Here is a 15,404-nt window from a genome sequence, read left to right as displayed (position 1 = left end):
CCGGGTGATCCGCTACACGCTCACACGAGGGGTCCTGCTGATCGCAGGGCTCTTCGTGTCGAGCGTGCTCATCTTCCTTACTCTCCGGGTCTTCCCCGGAGACGTCGCACAGCTCATCGCGGGCACACAGGCCTCACCTGCACAGGTCGATTCGCTGCGCGAGTCACTCGGACTCAACCGGCCGCTGATCGCACAATACGGCGAGTGGATCGGGGGCGTGCTCACCGGCGACCTCGGCACCTCTCAGCTCAGCGGCGCCTCGGTGGGCACAGAACTCGCAGAGAAGGCGCAAGTCACGGTGCCTCTCGGGCTGATGGCACTCACGATCGCTCTTCTGATCGCTATCCCCTTCGGCATTCTCTCCGCGCTGTTGCGTGGCCGCGCCGGAGGAACCGCGCTCAGCGTCACCGCACAGGCATTCGCTGCTGTCCCGGTGATCTGGGCCGGAATGATGCTCATCGTGGTGTTCGCGGTCTGGCTGGGGTGGTTGCCTGCCCAGGGCTTCCCGCGTGGTGGCTGGAATGAGCCGTGGCAGGCACTTCGCGCGCTGCTGCTTCCCGCACTGACCATCGGCATCGTCGAGGGTGCGATGCTGCTGCGATTCGTGCGCAGCGCCACTCTGCACGCCCGCGGACAGGACTTCGTCCGCACTGCGGCTGCCAAAGGCCTCACCCGCAACCGTGCGCTCATCCAGCACGGCATCCCCGCAGTGGGGCTGTCGATCGTGACGGTGCTGGGTCTGCAGATCGCGGGAATCATCGTCGGCTCTGTCGTGATCGAACAGCTTTTCACCCTTCCCGGTATCGGACGGATGCTGGTCGCCGACGTCGGTACGCGTGACCTGATCAAGGTGCAGAGCGAGCTGCTCGTACTCACCGGGTTCGTGCTCGTGATCGGCTTTCTCGTCGACCTCATCCACCACTTCGTCGACCCGCGTCAAAGGGAGGCAGCATGATGCCCCGCTGGCTGCGCTCGCTCGTCCAGAGCGCTACCGGGCGCTTCGGCCTCATCGCCGTCGCGGTGATCGCCCTAGTCGCACTCGTCTCGGTGTTCTGGACGCCGTTCAATCCGTTGGCGGCCGACATCCCCAACCGGTGGGCTGTGCCGAGTTGGCCGCATCTGCTCGGCACCGACGGCACCGGCCGCGACATCCTGAGCCTCATCATGGCTGGAACCCGCACGACTGTGTTTGTGAGCGTCGGAGCCGGTATCGTCGCGACAATCATCGGCATCGCGCTCGCCGCGCTCGGCGCACTGACGATGCGGTGGATGCGAGAGGTCGTCGCCGTGCTCGTCGACATTCTGATCGCCTTCCCGGTGCTGATCATCGCCATGATGATCTCCTCGGTGTGGGGCGGTTCACTGTGGGTGGTGATCTGGGCAGTCGGCATCGGCTTCGGCGTGAACATCGCCCGAGTCACTCGTCCAGAGCTGCGCCGGGTGCAGCAGAGCGACTTCGTACTCGCAGGGCGAGCGTCCGGACTCACCAACTCGCAAAACCTGCTGCGGCATCTTCTTCCGAACGTTGCCCCGGTGTTCATCGTGCAACTGTCCTGGTCAATGGCTGTTGCCGTGCTCGCCGAGGCAGGGTTGTCCTACCTCGGCTTCGGCGCGTCTGTCGTTGAGCCGTCCTGGGGCATCCTGCTCGCCGATCTGCAGCGCTACATCAGCGTCCACCCGCTGTCCGTCGTGTGGCCCGGCCTCGCCATCACCACCACCGTGCTCGCCCTGAACCTGCTCGGCGACGCCCTCCGCGAAGCCACCGACCCGACGCTGCAGCATCGTCGGGCAGAGACGCATACCCCGGTGGTGGTCGCATGAGCCTCGTCGTGCAGGACCTTGTCGTCACCATCGACGAGCGACGGGTCATCGACAGCATCTCCTTCGAGGTGCCCGATGGCGCGCGCGTCGGCTTGATCGGCGAATCCGGTTCGGGCAAGTCCCTCACGGCGCTCGCGATTCTCGGGCTGCTCCCCGACGGTGCAACGGCGAGCGGTAGCATCCGTTGGAATGACACCGAATTGATCGGGATGCCAGACCGGGAGCTTGCCCACTTCCGCGGTGACGACATCGGCATCGTGTTCCAGGAACCCCGCACGGCGCTGAACCCGATCCGCACGGTGGGCAGACAAATCGCCGAATCCGTTCGGATCCACACCGGCGCGAGCCGGAGCGAAGCCCGCAAGAGGGCGATCGCCGAGGCTACGCGTGTGCATCTATCTGACGCTGAGTCGATCGTGCGGAAATATCCCCACCAGCTCTCTGGCGGCCAGCGGCAGCGGGTGGCGATCGCAATGGCACTCGCGTGCCGTCCGCAGCTGCTCATCGCCGACGAACCCACGACGGCGCTCGATGTGACGATTCAGGCCGAGATCCTGAAACTGCTGCTATCCCTCGTCGAAGAGCACGGTATGTCGTTGATGTTCATCACCCACGACCTCGCCGTGCTCGCCCAGGTTGCCACACACGGTGTTGTGCTCGACAACGGGCGGGTGATCGAGCAGGCGCCGGTGTCGAGGCTGCTCACCGCCCCGACGTCGCCCATCACGCAGGCGTTGCTGCGCGACGCCACGGCGACGCTGTGGCGGCCGGAAGGTGGCAACGCATGAGTCTGATCGAAGCCCGCGGCCTCAGCCGCGAGTTCCCGGTACCCACCCACACGATATTCGAGCGTGCGAGCACGCAGACCGCCCTCTACCCGACCGATCTCGACATCGAAGCTGGCGAAGCATCGGCATCATCGGCGAATCCGGCTCTGGAAAATCGACGCTCGTGCGCCTTCTCCTCGGCCTTGATCGTCCGACGTCCGGTGCGATTTCTATCGACGGCAAGCAGGTAATCGCCTCACAGTCCGCGCGTCAGTTGCATTGGCTGCGCCGCCAGACCGGACTCGTCTTCCAAGACCCTTACGCGTCGCTCGATCCACGCATGAGCGCCAGCCAGATCATCGCAGAGCCACTGTGGGCCCTCGGCATCGAGGGCGATCACCATGAGCGCGTGCGCGAGGTTTTGACGCAGGTCGGTCTCGAGCCGGAGATGGCGGACCGCTACCCACACGAGTTCTCTGGCGGCCAGCGTCAGCGCGTCGCCATTGCCCGCGCGATTGCGCATCGCCCGCGCATCCTTATCGGAGACGAGCCGCTCTCTGCGCTCGATGTCACCGTACGCGCCCAAATTCTCGAGCTGTTCCAGCAACTGCTCCAGTCTGAGGATCTCACCCTGATCGTTGTCTCTCACGACATCGGTGTCGTCCAGCACCTCTGCGACACCGTCGCTGTCATGAAAGACGGCCGCATCGTCGAGCGCGGCACGACTCAGGACGTGCTGCTTCACCCGCAGCAGGACTACACCAAACGGCTTCTCGCGGCGATCCCCGTCATCCCCGGCGCAGAACGCGGCGGCGCGACCTCGGTTTGAGCGAGCGCTGCAAGTAGACCGTTCCCAGCGATCGGCCGAATTTGAACCCGACCCTGCCCATCCGGCCGACCTCAACGAAACCGAGCTTGGTGTGCAGCCGGATCGATGGTTCCGCGCCGCTGTCACTGATAACAGCCACGATCTCGCGCAGATTAATTTGCTCGCATGCGGCGATCAGCGCCTCGAGCAACGCTGTTCCCAAACCTTTGCCACCAGCACTCGGACCGAGGTAGATCGAATCCTCCACGGTGTAGCGGTATGCCGTCTTCGAAGCCCACGGTTGCACCAGGCATAGCCGATCACTTGATTCGACGGGGTCGCTGCGACGAGGAACGGCAGCTTGAGCTTGGTCAGCATCGCGAACTTCTCGCGCCAGTAGCGGTGCGTGCTGGGCTTTTCATCAAAGGTGACCACGGAGTTCGCGACGTAGTGATTGTAAATCGACCGGATGTCGGGCAGATCACCGACCTTGGCTGGTCTGATGACGAACGAAAACGTGTCAGGTTCTGGCACCGGTGCCTGCAGATGCCGCGGCATCCGTCGACGTTGGTCACCGGGCTCGAACTGCATGAGGTCAGAATAGTGCCAGGTCGGGAACTGGACTCGCATCGTCGCCGCCGACATGCCAGTCGATCGGCTGCGCTCCTTGTTCAACGAGAAGTGCATTCGCTCGTGAAAACGGCCGAGATCCGAAGAAACCGCGTCGTGCGGACAGCGGTGAGGGATGCGCCGAGGTGATCACGGGGGTGTCACCGAGCATCGGCTGCAGGCTCGCGGCATCCTTTCCCCACAGAATCGCGACGAGCGGCTGCTCACGCGCCGCGAGCGTGCGAATCGCGAGATCGGTCACGGTCTCCCATCCCCAACCGCGGTGGGATGCGGCAGCCCCTGGACGCACGGTAAGGACGCGGTTCAGCAGCAGAACTCCCTGGTCGCTCCAAGCGGTCAGGTCGCCGTGCGGGGCAGGCGGGATGCCGAGATCGTCTTCGCGTTCGCGATAGATGTTCGACAGACTGCGAGGAAGAGGGCTGACCTCGCGGTCGACGGCGAAGGACAGCCCGATCGGGTGGCCCGGGGTCGGATAGGGGTCCTGCCCGGTGATGAGCACACGCACGTCGGCGAGCGGTCGCTGAAACGCACGCAGTACGTGATCGCCGGACGGGAGGTACCCATGCCCCTGCGCCTGCTCCTCACGCAGCCGCTCGCCGAGACCGCTGATGACCTCGGCAACCGGCGCGAGCGCCTCGGCCCATCCTCGGTCAATCAGACCTTCATCCGCTAGCTGTGCCAGTGGACGCTGTGGCATCGGCCTCAGCCCTCGCCACCGCGCACGCGCAGCGGACCGCGCGCGAGGAGATGCTGCGCCGATTGTGCGACCGGGCGCATCGTGATCAGGTCAAGGTTTACCCGGCCGGGGGGTATCCAGTGCATAGCCGATGACATCCGCGACGTCGTCAGCGGTCAACGGCTCATCGACTCCTGCGTAGACGGATTCAGCAGCACGCTGGTCGCCACCAAGACGGTTGAGGGTGAACTCTTCGGTGTGCACCATGCCTGGCGCCACCTCGACCACGCGGATCGGCTCGCCGTTCAGTTCCTGACGGAGGGCATGCACGAGCATCGACTCTGCGGCCTTGGCCGCGTTGTAGCCGCCGCCGCCAGGGTATGCGCCCTGGGCCGCAGTCGAAGTGACGAACACCATGTCTGCGTGCCCATCGGCCTCTGCCGCTCCCCGCAGCAGCGGCAGGAGACCGGCAACGAGACGCTGTGTGGCGAGCACGTTTACGTCGTACATCCACTGCCAGTCATCGGTCCTGGCGTCTTCGATGCGGTCTGTCCCGCGCGCGCCGCCAGCAATCTGTACGAGCGCGTGGACGGGTCCTGCGGCCTCAATCTCCTTGATGAGAGCGGCGACGGCATCCGCATCGGTCAGATCACATGCGACCGCAGAGGCGCCGGTTTCGTTCACCAGCATCTCCAGCCGGTCCGCGCGTCTGGCAACGCCTACGACGTCCCAACCGCGAGCTCGCAACCCTCGCGCGGTGGCCTCGCCGATCCCGGAACTGGCACCTGTTACTACTGCACGTCTTGTCACCATGCCTCCACCGTACGACGTTTCGCCGCGCACGCATGTTACGTAACATTTCTCATCAGTTGTTGACAAGGACGCCCTTGCGTACTCTCGCATCAACGGCATCCGCCATCACGACCTCAATTCGTTCCAGGGAGAACAACATGTCCGCATCTGAGACCTGGCGTTTCGAGACCAAGCAGATCCACTCCGGCGCTGCACCCGACCCCGTCACCAAGGCACGGGCTACGCCGATCTACCAGACCACGTCGTACGTCTTCGACAGCGCCGACCACGCAGCAAATCTCTTCGCTCTTGCCGAGTTCGGCAACATCTACACCCGCATCCAGAACCCGACGCAGGATGTTCTAGAGCAGCGACTGGCAGCCCTTGAAGGTGGCACAGGCGCACTCGCGCTCGCCAGCGGCCAGGCAGCTTCTACCTCTGCCGTCCTCAACGTCGCCCAGGCAGGCGATCACATCGTCTCTTCGAGCTCGATCTACGGCGGCACGTACAACCTCTTCAAGTACACCCTCGCCAAGCTTGGCATCGAGGTCACCTTCGTCGAGAACCAGGATGACCCGGAAGAATGGCGCAGCGCCCTGCGTCCGAACACGAAGCTCTTCTTCGCAGAGACCATCGGCAACCCGAAGATCAACGTGCTCGACATTCGCACGATCGCCGACATCGCCCATGAAGGTGGCGTCCCTCTGATCGTCGACAACACGATCGCGACTCCGTACCTGATCCGCCCGTTCGAGCACGGCGCCGATATCGTCGTTCACTCGGTGACCAAGTTCCTCGGTGGCCACGGCACCACCATCGGCGGTGCAATCGTTGACGGCGGCAAGTTCGAGTGGTCCAAGAACGTCGAGAAGTTCCCGGGTCTCACCGAACCTGATCCGTCTTACCACGGCGCCAGCTACACGGCCGCGGTCGGCGATCCTCTTGCGTATATCATCAAGGCGCGCGTGCAGCTGCTGCGCGACCTCGGCTCCGCCATCGCGCCGCAGAGCGCCTGGAACCTCATCCAGGGCATCGAGACGCTCTCGCTGCGCATCGAGCGGCACGTGCAGAACGCGCAGGAGATCGCCGAGTGGCTCGAGAATCACAGCGATGTCGCTTCGGTGAACTACTCCGGGCTCCCCTCCTCGCCGTGGTACGCCAAGGCGAACGAGTACGCCCCCAAGGGTGTCGGAGCCGTGCTGTCGTTCGAGCTCAAGGGCGGCGTCCAGGCCGGTCGCGAGTTCGTCAACAGCCTGGAGCTGTTCAGCCACCTCGCCAACATCGGTGACGTGCGCTCACTTGTCATTCACCCCGCGTCGACGACGCACTCGCAGCTGTCGCCAGAACAGCAGCTCACGGCTGGCGTCACGCCGGGCCTCGTGCGTCTGTCGGTCGGCCTCGAGAACATCGACGATCTGAAGGCAGACCTCGAGCAGGCTCTCGCCGCAGCTCGCCGCGTCTCGGAAGCAGCGCGCGCGTAACTTCGCTCGCGGAAACGCGGATGCCCCAGACTCACGTGGTCTGGGGCATCCGCGTTTCGTCGTGCGGTGCGCGCCGCTGCGCGGACCGGCGATGGAAGGAGGCTCAGGTCGGTTTGGCGCGATTCTCGCCGACGTTTTCGTCCTTCCACCAGCGCGCCCGAGGCAAGGATGCCAGGGGTGAGGATGCCAGGGGTGAGGATGCCAGGGGTGAGGATGCAAGGGGTGAGGATGCCAGGGGTGAGGATCCTGCAGATCAACGCGCCCGAGTCGCCAGCGCGCGCCGGATGCGAAGCAGGAGTGTCGCCCCGCCGTCCGCAAGATCTGCTTCGGTGAGCCGGATGACGATCCATCCGTGGTCTTCGAGGTCACGTTGACGTTGGATGTCGATGCGCCACTGTTTCTTGTCGACGCGGTGGCCGTCGCCCTCGTACTCGATGGCGATCTTCGATTCCGGATATGCCAGATCAACACGTGCCACGAAGTGTCCGTGATCTCGGACCTCATGTTGCACTACCGGTTCTGGAAGTCCTGCGGCGCGCAGCAGAAGCCGTGTCTCCGTCTCCTTCGGCGATTCCACGCGCTCGCGCGCAAGCGGCAGCGCGCGCCGAATCACACCGCAGCCGGGAAATCGACCCCACAGTTCGAGTCTTTTGGTGATGGCGGTGAGCGTGCTCAGCGGGCTCAGCCGAACAAGATCTGGGTAATCGTCCGCGGTAGTGATGAGCGCATCGATCGCGACCACAGCATCATCGAGAGTCAGCTCGCCCGCACAGGTGAAGAGCGCGGCAACGGGGTCGACGACCGGTACTCCATCGAAGATCAAGGCGTCCGCCCGCTTGGCAGCGAGTCGACGCCCCTTCACGCCAGGGATGCAGGGCGGGGCAGTGTCTGGCGGCACGATGACGTCCAGCGGCTCGTCGCACTTCCATAGTTCCGGATGCGGGATACCCCAGATGCGCATGGCTGTGCGTCCGCCGTATTGGTGGTCGGGCTTCATACGAGGGCGATAGCAGTCCACGAACTCACGGAAGGTCGTGGGCTGCTGAGTGGCACGAACCCCATGAAACGGACGATGCAGGTCTGGAGCGTCGCGTCGAGAGCGCCCCACACCGGAGTCTGTTGCCGCGCGAACGGTGAACCGCTCACCGAGCCGTCGAGGTAGTCGAGTTCGCTGTCTCATGAGTACATCCTCGAGATCTCATCACCGCCGCACGTGCCGATTCCCACGCCCAGTGCACAAGCGCTTGACCATCGGTTGTTGTGCAGAAGAACTCGCATGGCGGCACACGCCGTGAAAGGAGAAGGATGCTTGTTATTGCGCTGCGATAGCGACACGATTCTCCTTCCACCGCGACGGCTCCAGGGCGCCGGGGTGCCCTGGAGCGAGGGCTCCAGTGCACCAGCGCGCCAGGGAGCGAATCACTGGGGCGGGTGAGGCGAACACGTAACGTGCGCCTGCGCACGGCACCGACAGGCGAGAATGGAGGCATGGACTGGCAGAGCACCTCCGAGGACACCGTCCCGTCGGCGCGCGTCACAGAGGCAGACGCACGTCTGATGCGCGCGCGCCCGCCGGTGACGGGTGCGTGGCGCGACGGCGACCCGATGGGCAATCGCCAGTTCGCAGCGTTCGGCGCCTTCCGTACCGAGAACGGCGCTGAGCTTCCCGGCATCCGCATGGCGTATGAGTCGTGGGGCGAGCTCAACGGCGCCCGCGACAACGCCATCCTCGTATTGCACGCGCTTACCGGCGATAGCCATCTGCGAGGTGCAGCCGGTGCAGGTCACCCCACCGCCGGTTGGTGGGAAGACATCGTCGGCCCTGGCGCAGCCTCGATACCGATCGTTGGTTCGTGATCGCGCCGAACATGTTGGGCGGATGCCAGGGCTCCACTGGTCCCGCCAGCGTCGCGCCCGACGGCTACGAATGGGCCTCACGCTTCCCGTACCTCACCGTGCGCGACCAGGTCGCAGCCCACGTGCTGCTCGCAAACGAGCTGAGCATCGACCGTTGGGCTGGGGTCGTCGGTGGATCCATGGGCGGCATGCACGCCCTGGAATGGGCAATCACCCACCCCGAACGCGTCGAACGCCTCGCCGTACTGTCTTCTCCCCCGGTGAACACCGCCGACCAGATCGCGCTGAACTCGGTACAGCTGGAGGCGATCCGCATCGACCCGCGCTTCCAGGGCGGTGAGTTCTATGACCTCTCCGATGGCGAAGGGCCCCACCGCGGTCTTGCGCTTGCCCGAAGAATGGCGTTGCTGAACTACCGCAGCCCTATCGAGCTGAACCAGCGCTTCCAACGCTCCTGGCAGTCCGGTGTCTCACCGCTCGGGTCCGGCGGCCGCTTTGCCGTCGAGAGCTACCTCGACTTCCACGGCAACAAGTTCACCCGCCGTTTTGACGCGAACAGCTACATCACACTCGTTGAGGCAATGAACTCGCACGACGTCGGCCGTGGCCGCGGCGGGGTCGAAGAGGCTCTGAAGTCCGTCACCGCGACCACGCTTGTACTTGGTATCGACTCCGACCGGCTATTCCCCGTCGACGGGCAGCAGCGCATCGCGCGCAGCATCCCGAACACGCTCGACGGCAATGAGGCGGTCGTGCTGACGAGCGACTTCGGTCACGACGGCTTCCTTATCGAAACCGAAGCCGTCGGCGCGCACCTGCGGCGTCTGCTCGACGCCTGAGTCAATCGCGAAAGTACCGCCAGGGCCGCTCGCCGGTCTCCAATCGGTGACGCCCACCGCCACCCTCAGGATGTTCCGCGTCACCGCGCCAGGCGAACGTCTGCGCCTCGAGTCCCCTCAAAACATGCGTCGCGTAGATCTGCGGGTCGGATGACGCGGCCATCGCGCCGGCGATATCGCCGGCCGCCACGAGAGTGTGGAGCGTCACCCACGTGGGCGGAACTAGCTCGATCTCGCCTCTCGCGTGCTGGGCGAGGGCCTCAGTCGGACTCACCCATCGCCAGTCGACGACTTCATCCGGTGAGGGCGTAACCGTCCCGTGCATCTCGGTGCTCAGAAAGAACCAGGTGCGCACGCGCTTGGGCGCCTCGATCGGCGGCACCCACTGCGACAGCACAACCAGCCCCGTCACGTTCAGCCCGACTTCTTCGAAGGTCTCGCGCACTGCGGCTCGGCCAGCGTCCTCGACTTCGGCGGCATCCGCACGCCGATCGATGTCCTCGATAATGCCGCCGGGAAAGACCCAGGCTCCCGCGAACGAACCGCGATCGGGCCGGCGGATCAGCAGCACCTCAGAGCCGTGGGGCGTCTCGCGCAGCAGCACAGCGGTTCCCGCCACGAGCATGATCTGATCCATACCGTCCCACGTTAGCCGGTGAGCGCTGGCTAATCAGCGGGCGAGAACGATTCGTTCGGCGCGGAAGGCGATGGCGGTGATACCCAACCCGGCGATTGCGAGAGCGGCTCCCACCCATGCGGGTGCGGTGTATCCCCAGCCCACGGCGATCACGACGCCACCGAGGAAAGCGCCGAGACTGTTCCCGATATTCAATGCTGAGTGATTCATCGCCGCGGCGATGGATTGGTTATCACCAGCGACATCCATCAGTCTGGTCTGGATCGCCGGACTCAACGCTGCAGAGACCAGCCCGACGAACATCGCGAGGACGGCCAGCGCGATGATCTCGAACGAGAACAGGGCCAGGAGAGCAAGCACAGCGGCAAGCCCGCCCATCCCCAGCAGCATCGTCCGACGAAGATCGCGATCCGCCATGTGCCCGCCGAGCAGATTTCCAATCGTCATTCCTATGCCAACCAACACGAGCACGATCGGCACCGCCCACTCTGGAGAACCCGCCGTCTCGGTCACCAGCGGTGCGATGTAGCTGTAGACCGCGAAGAACCCACCAAATCCGATGGCGCCGATGCCCAACGTGAGCCAGACCTGCCCGATGCGGAACACCCCCAGTTCCGAACGCAGGGTGCGACCTGGCTCACCAGGATGCTTCGGCACGAACCGCGCGATGAAGATCGTTGCCACGGCGAAGACAACGGTGACGATGAGAAAGGCAGTCCGCCATCCCCACAGCTGCCCGAGGAAAGTGCCGAACGGCACACCGACCACGTTCGCAATGGTGAGCCCGGTGAGGATGAACGCCACTCCCTTTGCACGGTTGCCGGGACCGAGCACGTCGGCGGCAACCAGCGCACCGATCCCGAAGTATGCGCCGTGCGGCAGTCCGGCAAGCAGGCGCGAAGCTCCGACGAGCTCGAACGTCGGCAGCACCACCGTGAGTGCATTGAAAACCGTCAGCGCGAGCGCAAGTCCGATCATTACCCGGTGGCGTGGGAATCGCGCGACAAGACCCGCGATCGTCGCGCGCCGACGACAACACCGAGCGCGTAAAGCGAGATGAGGATGCCGGCCTGGCCGATAGCCGCTTCCGGGTTGGATTGCCAGAGCGTCGGTAACAGGTCTGCGGCAACGTTGGGCAACAGGCCCATGACGACGAACTCGGTCATACCGATGCCGAAGCTGCCGATGGCGAGGGAGAGGAGCGCCCACATCGCCGCACCCCTCGAGGATTTCGAGGGATTCACCCGTTAATGCTACCGGTCGGCGGAGTCTTCGATCGCCGTCTCGAGCCGGTCGATCTTGGCGTCCAACTCGCCTTCATAACCCGGTCGGATATCTGCTTTGAGCACCAGCGAGACGCGCGAGCCGAACGGCATGACGGCCTCGGTGGCGCGCTTGACGACGTCCATGACGGTATCCCAGTCCGGGCCCTCGACTTCCGTGAACATGCTGGTCGTACGGTGCGCTAATCCGGATTCACGCACGACGCGCACGGCGGCCGCGACCGCATCGTGCACAGAGGCATCAGTATTGCCGGTGCCACTGGGGGCGACGGAGAATGCAATGAGCATGGTGTTCCCTTCCGTTCAGGTTCTTATTCGGGTGCGCCCGCGTCCGTTCGGTACCCGCACCAGGGCGCGGACGGCGGCGACAAGCAGCGCGATGAGAAGCAAGTTGCGGGCAGTCAGCAACACAACAGGCAGAAGGTCGGTGCGCAACAGCGCGTCGTAGGTCAGCGGATAGATGGCACACGTCAGTCCGCCGAGCACCAGCACGATCGCTGATGGAATCCCGGACCTCGTGCGATCGAAGATGATCCACAGGATCACCGGCGCGATCAGCCAGGTCTGGAACTGCGGGGAACCCACCTTGTTGGTCACGATGAGCGTGACCACCAGCGCGAGCGCGAGTGGCGGCAACAGCCTGGGGAAGGATGCCCCGCGTGCCGCCTTCAGCGCGCCGATCACAACGAGGGCGAGTACGGCGAGCACCATGATCGGCGTCAGCAGCCCCGCCAACACCTCAGCGCCGGGCATGCCGATCTGGAATGTGAGGAGCTCAAAACTGTAGTCAACTGATGCTGCGCCGAAATGCGCCATCCACATGAACGGCGTCGCAGCGACGGCCTCAACCTGCAGCCCCCGACCAGCCTGCTCGGTGAGGAAACCGAACAGGTGCTGGTCGGCCCCGAGCAGGAACAGCATCAGGACGATGACCGCGCTCAGCGCGAAAGCGGTGATCAGCATCCGCATTCGGCTGCGGGCGGCGATGACGGCAGCAAGAACAAGGGCGCCGGGCCAGATTTTGATCCAGGCGGCAATGGTGAGCAGTGCTGTCGCCACGACCGGGCGCCGGGCCAACCAGCATCCGCCGATCACCGCGAGCGGCACCGTGATCGCATCGATGCGGTACATCGCGATCGGCCCCAGCAAAATCAGGGCGGCCGCCCAGAACCACCCGGCTGACGCCGTGAAGCGGAGCCGCTGCGCCCGACAAGGACGCCGAAGGCGACAGCATCCAACGCCGTGACCAGCACCGCCCAGGCGATCAGGTAGGCGCCCGACGTGCCAGCGAGCGCAAGCAGCGGCCACGACAGAACTTTCGCGAGCAACATCGGCAATAGCGCCAGCTGCGGGTACACCCAGGTCTCGTTGATGCCGACGATCGAACCGCCACTCAGCGCAGCCGCAGACCACGGCTCATAGACGAGAACGACGTCGCCCATCGGCTGGCTGGGGTAGATCCATCCCTGCCATGCAATCAGCACATGCACGGCGAGGAAAGCGGCCCACAGTCCAACAGCCCCGAGCTTCACGAAAGCAGATCCCCGATGGCAGCGGGCAGTGCCTCAGCGACGTCAAGCGCGACGATCGGATGTCCGTGGCTGCCGCCCGTCATTCCGGATGCCCCCGCGGCGGCGTAGCCATGCAGCCAGGCACCGGCCGCCGCGACCTCCGCTACTGAAGCATTGGGATTCGCGGCGAGCAGCGCGCCGAGTACACCCGCGAGCACATCCCCCGCGCCAGCGGTGGCGAGCCAACCTGGCGCGGACGCGACCGATAGGACGGTGCCGTCGGATGCTGCAACCAGGGTCGTTGCCCCCTTCAGCAGTAGGGTGCACCCGAGGGCGCTGGCCGTCTCGACGACGTCCGCGACACGATCACCAGTGCCGTCAGGGTCGAGGTCCAGTTGCTCTCTGAGTCGGGCAAACTCCCCCGCATGCGGGGTAGCGAGGATCGTGGCCGTGGCATCTCGTGCGAGATCGAGTGCCCCCGCATCGACGACGACGCGTGCGCTCCCCGTAAGGATGCTGCGCAGCTCAGCCTCTTCTCCTCGGGTGCGATCTGCGGCATCCGTGCCGGACCCAATGACCCAGGCGTCCACGCGCGTGCGCCCGATATCCGGACCGATCACCGTCTCTGGTCGCCGAGCAAGCACGGCATCTGCCGCACGTCCTGCGCCGATGAAGCGCACGAAACCGGCACCGGTGCGCCAGGCCGCCTCGACACCGAGTACCCCAGCCCCCGGGTAGGCGTCTGTTCCGGTGCGAAGCGCAACCACGCCGCGCGAGTACTTGTCATCGGAGGCACCCGGAACTCGAAGCAGGTGCGCGGTGTCAGCCCGGGACCACTCACGCACATCGACCATGCGTCCACGCTATCGCGCCCACCCTGCCCTGGCGGTACTACGGTCGAATAGTGAGTCTTCTCTTTTCCCCTCTCAGCATCCGTTCCGTCACATTCCCGAACCGCCTCTGGGTGTCACCCATGTGCATGTACAGCGCAGTAGACGGCGTCGTACAGGAGTGGCACCACACTCATCTTGCACAGTTCGCCTCTGGCGGGGCAGGCCTTGTCATGTCTGAGGCTACTGCCGTCGTCGCGGAAGGCCGCATCTCCCCCCGCGACGCAGGAATCTGGAACGACGAGCAGCGCGACGCCTGGGCGCCGATCGTGCAGGCAATCCACGATCGTGGTTCGCTCGCTGGCATCCAGCTCGCCCATGCTGGCCGCAAGGCGTCGACCTGGTGGCCATGGGCCGACGCCCGCGGATCGGTCACTCTTACTGACGGTGGCTGGCAGACTGTCGCGCCCTCGGCAATCGCCTTCCAAGGGTTCGACGAGCCGGTGTCGATGGATGCTGCGGCCATCGCGCACCTCGTCGAAGGGTTCCGCTCAGCCGCGCGACGCGCGCTCGATGCCGGATTCGACGTGCTCGAGCTGCACGGCGCTCACGGATATCTGCTGCACCAGTTCCTTTCCCCACTGTCGAACCGTCGCACCGACGAGTACGGCGGTTCGCTCGAGAACCGGGCAAAGCTGCTGTTGCAGGTCATTGACGCCGTGCGCGGGGCCGCCGGGAACGAAGTGCCGCTGTTCGTGCGCATCTCCGCGACGGATCACGCCGAGGGCGGGTTCACGTCGGATGAGGCCGCAATCGTCAGCGCCTGGGCCATCGATCACGGTGCCGACTTCATCGACGTCTCCAGCGGCGGGCTGGTCGCACATCAGAAGATCGACGTGCACCCCGGCTATCAGGTTCCGCTCGCAGAAACCGTTCGTCAGAGTGGCCGAATCCCGGTGAGCGCGGTCGGGCTCATCACCGCAGCCGAACAGGCAGAGCAAGTTCTGCAGGATGGCGCGGCCGATGCGATCTTCGCCGGACGCGAATGGCTGCGCGACCCGCACTTCGCGCTACGGGCCGCGCACGAGCTCAGCTCAGAGGTCACCTGGCCCGCGCAGTACGACCGCGCACGCTGGCGCTAAGCCGGGCGACCTGTCGCCTAGCTGTAGTTCCTCGGGAGGTTGTGAACGCGTGACATAGGGAAGACCTCCGGCAAGGATGTGGGTTACCACACTCGCATCTCTAAACCGGAGGTCTCCATGACACACGCTAATGCTCCGTTGACTCCTGAGGGGCGCCGGCGCCTTGCCCTGTTGATAACTCAGGATGGATGGTCGCTTCGCCGCGCTGCGGAACGGTTTCAGTGCTCGCCGGCGACAGCGAAACGGTGGGTGGATCGGTGTCGGGCTGGGCTGCCGCTGACGGACCGCAGCTCGAGGCCGCGGAGGTCACCGAGCCAGCTGCCACGCAAG

15 protein-coding genes and 4 pseudogenes are annotated in these 15,404 nt (G+C 65.0%); 8 read left to right on the top strand and 11 right to left on the bottom strand.

The features are described from left to right. The first annotated feature begins 4 nt into the window (after positions 1-4). The 4 genes and pseudogenes from DC31_RS14665 to DC31_RS14650 all read left to right on the top strand — a co-directional run bounded on the left by DC31_RS14665 (position 5) and on the right by DC31_RS14650 (position 3,417). Positions 5-955 carry an ABC transporter permease gene (locus DC31_RS14665; RefSeq protein WP_036281415.1) on the top strand — a complete coding sequence of 317 codons (951 nt, stop codon included), beginning with the start codon at positions 5-7 and terminating at the stop codon, positions 953-955. Next, complete coding sequence (locus tag DC31_RS14660; RefSeq protein WP_442921913.1) at positions 952-1,821, top strand: ABC transporter permease; 870 nt, start codon at positions 952-954, stop codon at positions 1,819-1,821. The genes DC31_RS14665 and DC31_RS14660 overlap by 4 nt, the downstream gene beginning before the upstream one ends. Further along, on the top strand, positions 1,818-2,609 hold the full coding sequence (locus DC31_RS14655; RefSeq protein WP_036281413.1) for an ABC transporter ATP-binding protein: 792 nt from the start codon (positions 1,818-1,820) through the stop codon (positions 2,607-2,609). Before DC31_RS14660 ends, DC31_RS14655 begins: the two co-directional genes overlap by 4 nt. Beyond that, positions 2,606-3,417, top strand: a pseudogene (locus DC31_RS14650) (ABC transporter ATP-binding protein). Before DC31_RS14655 ends, DC31_RS14650 begins: the two are co-directional and overlap by 4 nt. Here DC31_RS14650 and DC31_RS14645 read toward each other — a convergent pair. The 3 genes and pseudogenes from DC31_RS14645 to DC31_RS14635 all read right to left on the bottom strand — a co-directional run bounded on the left by DC31_RS14645 (position 3,377) and on the right by DC31_RS14635 (position 5,515). After that, positions 3,377-3,987, bottom strand: a pseudogene (locus DC31_RS14645) (GNAT family N-acetyltransferase). The pseudogenes DC31_RS14650 and DC31_RS14645 sit on opposite strands and share 41 nt — an antisense overlap. A gap of 4 nt (positions 3,988-3,991) precedes the next feature. Then, positions 3,992-4,723, bottom strand: coding sequence for a uracil-DNA glycosylase (locus DC31_RS14640; RefSeq protein WP_036281410.1), 732 nt, complete (start codon positions 4,721-4,723; stop codon positions 3,992-3,994). A 5-nt stretch (positions 4,724-4,728) separates the two neighbouring features. Beyond that, a pseudogene (locus DC31_RS14635) lies at positions 4,729-5,515 on the bottom strand (SDR family oxidoreductase). A gap of 137 nt (positions 5,516-5,652) precedes the next feature. Between DC31_RS14635 and DC31_RS14630 the strand changes: the two are divergent. After that, positions 5,653-6,975, top strand: a complete 1,323-nt coding sequence (locus tag DC31_RS14630; RefSeq protein ID WP_036281408.1) for a bifunctional o-acetylhomoserine/o-acetylserine sulfhydrylase — start codon at positions 5,653-5,655, stop codon at positions 6,973-6,975. A 253-nt stretch (positions 6,976-7,228) separates the two neighbouring features. Here the strand turns inward: DC31_RS14630 and DC31_RS18525 are convergent, their stop codons facing one another. Continuing rightward, positions 7,229-8,155, bottom strand: a complete 927-nt coding sequence (locus DC31_RS18525; protein WP_160173253.1) for an endonuclease domain-containing protein — start codon at positions 8,153-8,155, stop codon at positions 7,229-7,231. A 308-nt stretch (positions 8,156-8,463) separates the two neighbouring features. On the opposite strand from DC31_RS18525, the pseudogene metX reads away from it, so the two are divergent. Beyond that, positions 8,464-9,671, top strand: a pseudogene (gene metX / locus DC31_RS14620) (homoserine O-acetyltransferase MetX). Position 9,672: 1 nt separating this feature from the next. On the opposite strand, the gene DC31_RS14615 reads toward metX, so the two are convergent. From DC31_RS14615 to DC31_RS14595, 7 genes are read right to left on the bottom strand one after another with little or no spacing between them, the layout of a single operon-like run. Then, positions 9,673-10,296 (bottom strand): NUDIX hydrolase, encoded by a 624-nt coding sequence (locus DC31_RS14615; RefSeq protein WP_160173252.1) that lies wholly within the window; start codon positions 10,294-10,296, stop codon positions 9,673-9,675. Between the two features lie 45 nt (positions 10,297-10,341). Further along, positions 10,342-11,286, bottom strand: coding sequence for an MFS transporter (locus DC31_RS14610; protein WP_235201551.1), 945 nt, complete (start codon positions 11,284-11,286; stop codon positions 10,342-10,344). Then, positions 11,286-11,552, bottom strand: a complete 267-nt coding sequence (locus DC31_RS19725) for a hypothetical protein (RefSeq protein WP_235201550.1) — start codon at positions 11,550-11,552, stop codon at positions 11,286-11,288. Before DC31_RS19725 ends, DC31_RS14610 begins: the two co-directional genes overlap by 1 nt. 9 nt (positions 11,553-11,561) lie before the next feature. Beyond that, the gene (locus DC31_RS14605; protein WP_036281404.1) at positions 11,562-11,879 is read right to left on the bottom strand and encodes a thiamine-binding protein; all 318 of its coding nucleotides are present in this window, start codon (positions 11,877-11,879) and stop codon (positions 11,562-11,564) included. Positions 11,880-11,894: 15 nt separating this feature from the next. Then, entirely contained in the window at positions 11,895-12,722 is an 828-nt protein-coding gene (locus DC31_RS14600; protein ID WP_152545448.1) for a hypothetical protein, read from the bottom strand. A 20-nt stretch (positions 12,723-12,742) separates the two neighbouring features. After that, positions 12,743-13,123, bottom strand: coding sequence for a hypothetical protein (locus DC31_RS17205; RefSeq protein ID WP_051607057.1), 381 nt, complete (start codon positions 13,121-13,123; stop codon positions 12,743-12,745). Beyond that, entirely contained in the window at positions 13,120-13,956 is an 837-nt protein-coding gene (locus DC31_RS14595) for an ADP-dependent NAD(P)H-hydrate dehydratase (RefSeq protein ID WP_036281402.1), read from the bottom strand. The genes DC31_RS17205 and DC31_RS14595 overlap by 4 nt, the downstream gene beginning before the upstream one ends. A gap of 50 nt (positions 13,957-14,006) precedes the next feature. On the opposite strand from DC31_RS14595, the gene DC31_RS14590 reads away from it, so the two are divergent. Both DC31_RS14590 and DC31_RS17830 read left to right on the top strand, forming a co-directional pair. Beyond that, positions 14,007-15,074, top strand: a complete 1,068-nt coding sequence (locus tag DC31_RS14590; RefSeq protein WP_036281400.1) for an NADH:flavin oxidoreductase/NADH oxidase — start codon at positions 14,007-14,009, stop codon at positions 15,072-15,074. 117 nt (positions 15,075-15,191) lie between these two features. Further along, the coding region (locus DC31_RS17830) for a helix-turn-helix domain-containing protein (RefSeq protein ID WP_152545447.1) at positions 15,192-15,404 on the top strand (213 nt) is incomplete at its 3' end.

It is taken from the genome of Microbacterium sp. CH12i, assembly GCF_000685355.1.
Taxonomy (GTDB): Bacteria; Actinomycetota; Actinomycetes; order Actinomycetales; family Microbacteriaceae; genus Microbacterium.
The sequence above is the reverse complement of the archived record's forward strand: the minus strand, read 5'-3'. Positions and strand labels throughout refer to the sequence as shown.

Coding starts and splice junctions, on each gene's coding strand:
- DC31_RS14660 (WP_442921913.1), top strand. CDS start 952: ATGATGCCCCGCTGGCTGCGCTCGCTCGTCCAGAGCGCTACCGGGCGC.
- DC31_RS14655 (WP_036281413.1), top strand. CDS start 1,818: ATGAGCCTCGTCGTGCAGGACCTTGTCGTCACCATCGACGAGCGACGG.
- DC31_RS14640 (WP_036281410.1), bottom strand. CDS start 4,723: ATGCCACAGCGTCCACTGGCACAGCTAGCGGATGAAGGTCTGATTGAC.
- DC31_RS14630 (WP_036281408.1), top strand. CDS start 5,653: ATGTCCGCATCTGAGACCTGGCGTTTCGAGACCAAGCAGATCCACTCC.
- DC31_RS18525 (WP_160173253.1), bottom strand. CDS start 8,155: ATGAGACAGCGAACTCGACTACCTCGACGGCTCGGTGAGCGGTTCACC.
- DC31_RS14615 (WP_160173252.1), bottom strand. CDS start 10,296: ATGCTCGTGGCGGGAACCGCTGTGCTGCTGCGCGAGACGCCCCACGGC.
- DC31_RS14610 (WP_235201551.1), bottom strand. CDS start 11,286: ATGATCGGACTTGCGCTCGCGCTGACGGTTTTCAATGCACTCACGGTG.
- DC31_RS14605 (WP_036281404.1), bottom strand. CDS start 11,879: ATGCTCATTGCATTCTCCGTCGCCCCCAGTGGCACCGGCAATACTGAT.
- DC31_RS14600 (WP_152545448.1), bottom strand. CDS start 12,722: ATGTACCGCATCGATGCGATCACGGTGCCGCTCGCGGTGATCGGCGGA.
- DC31_RS14595 (WP_036281402.1), bottom strand. CDS start 13,956: ATGGTCGATGTGCGTGAGTGGTCCCGGGCTGACACCGCGCACCTGCTT.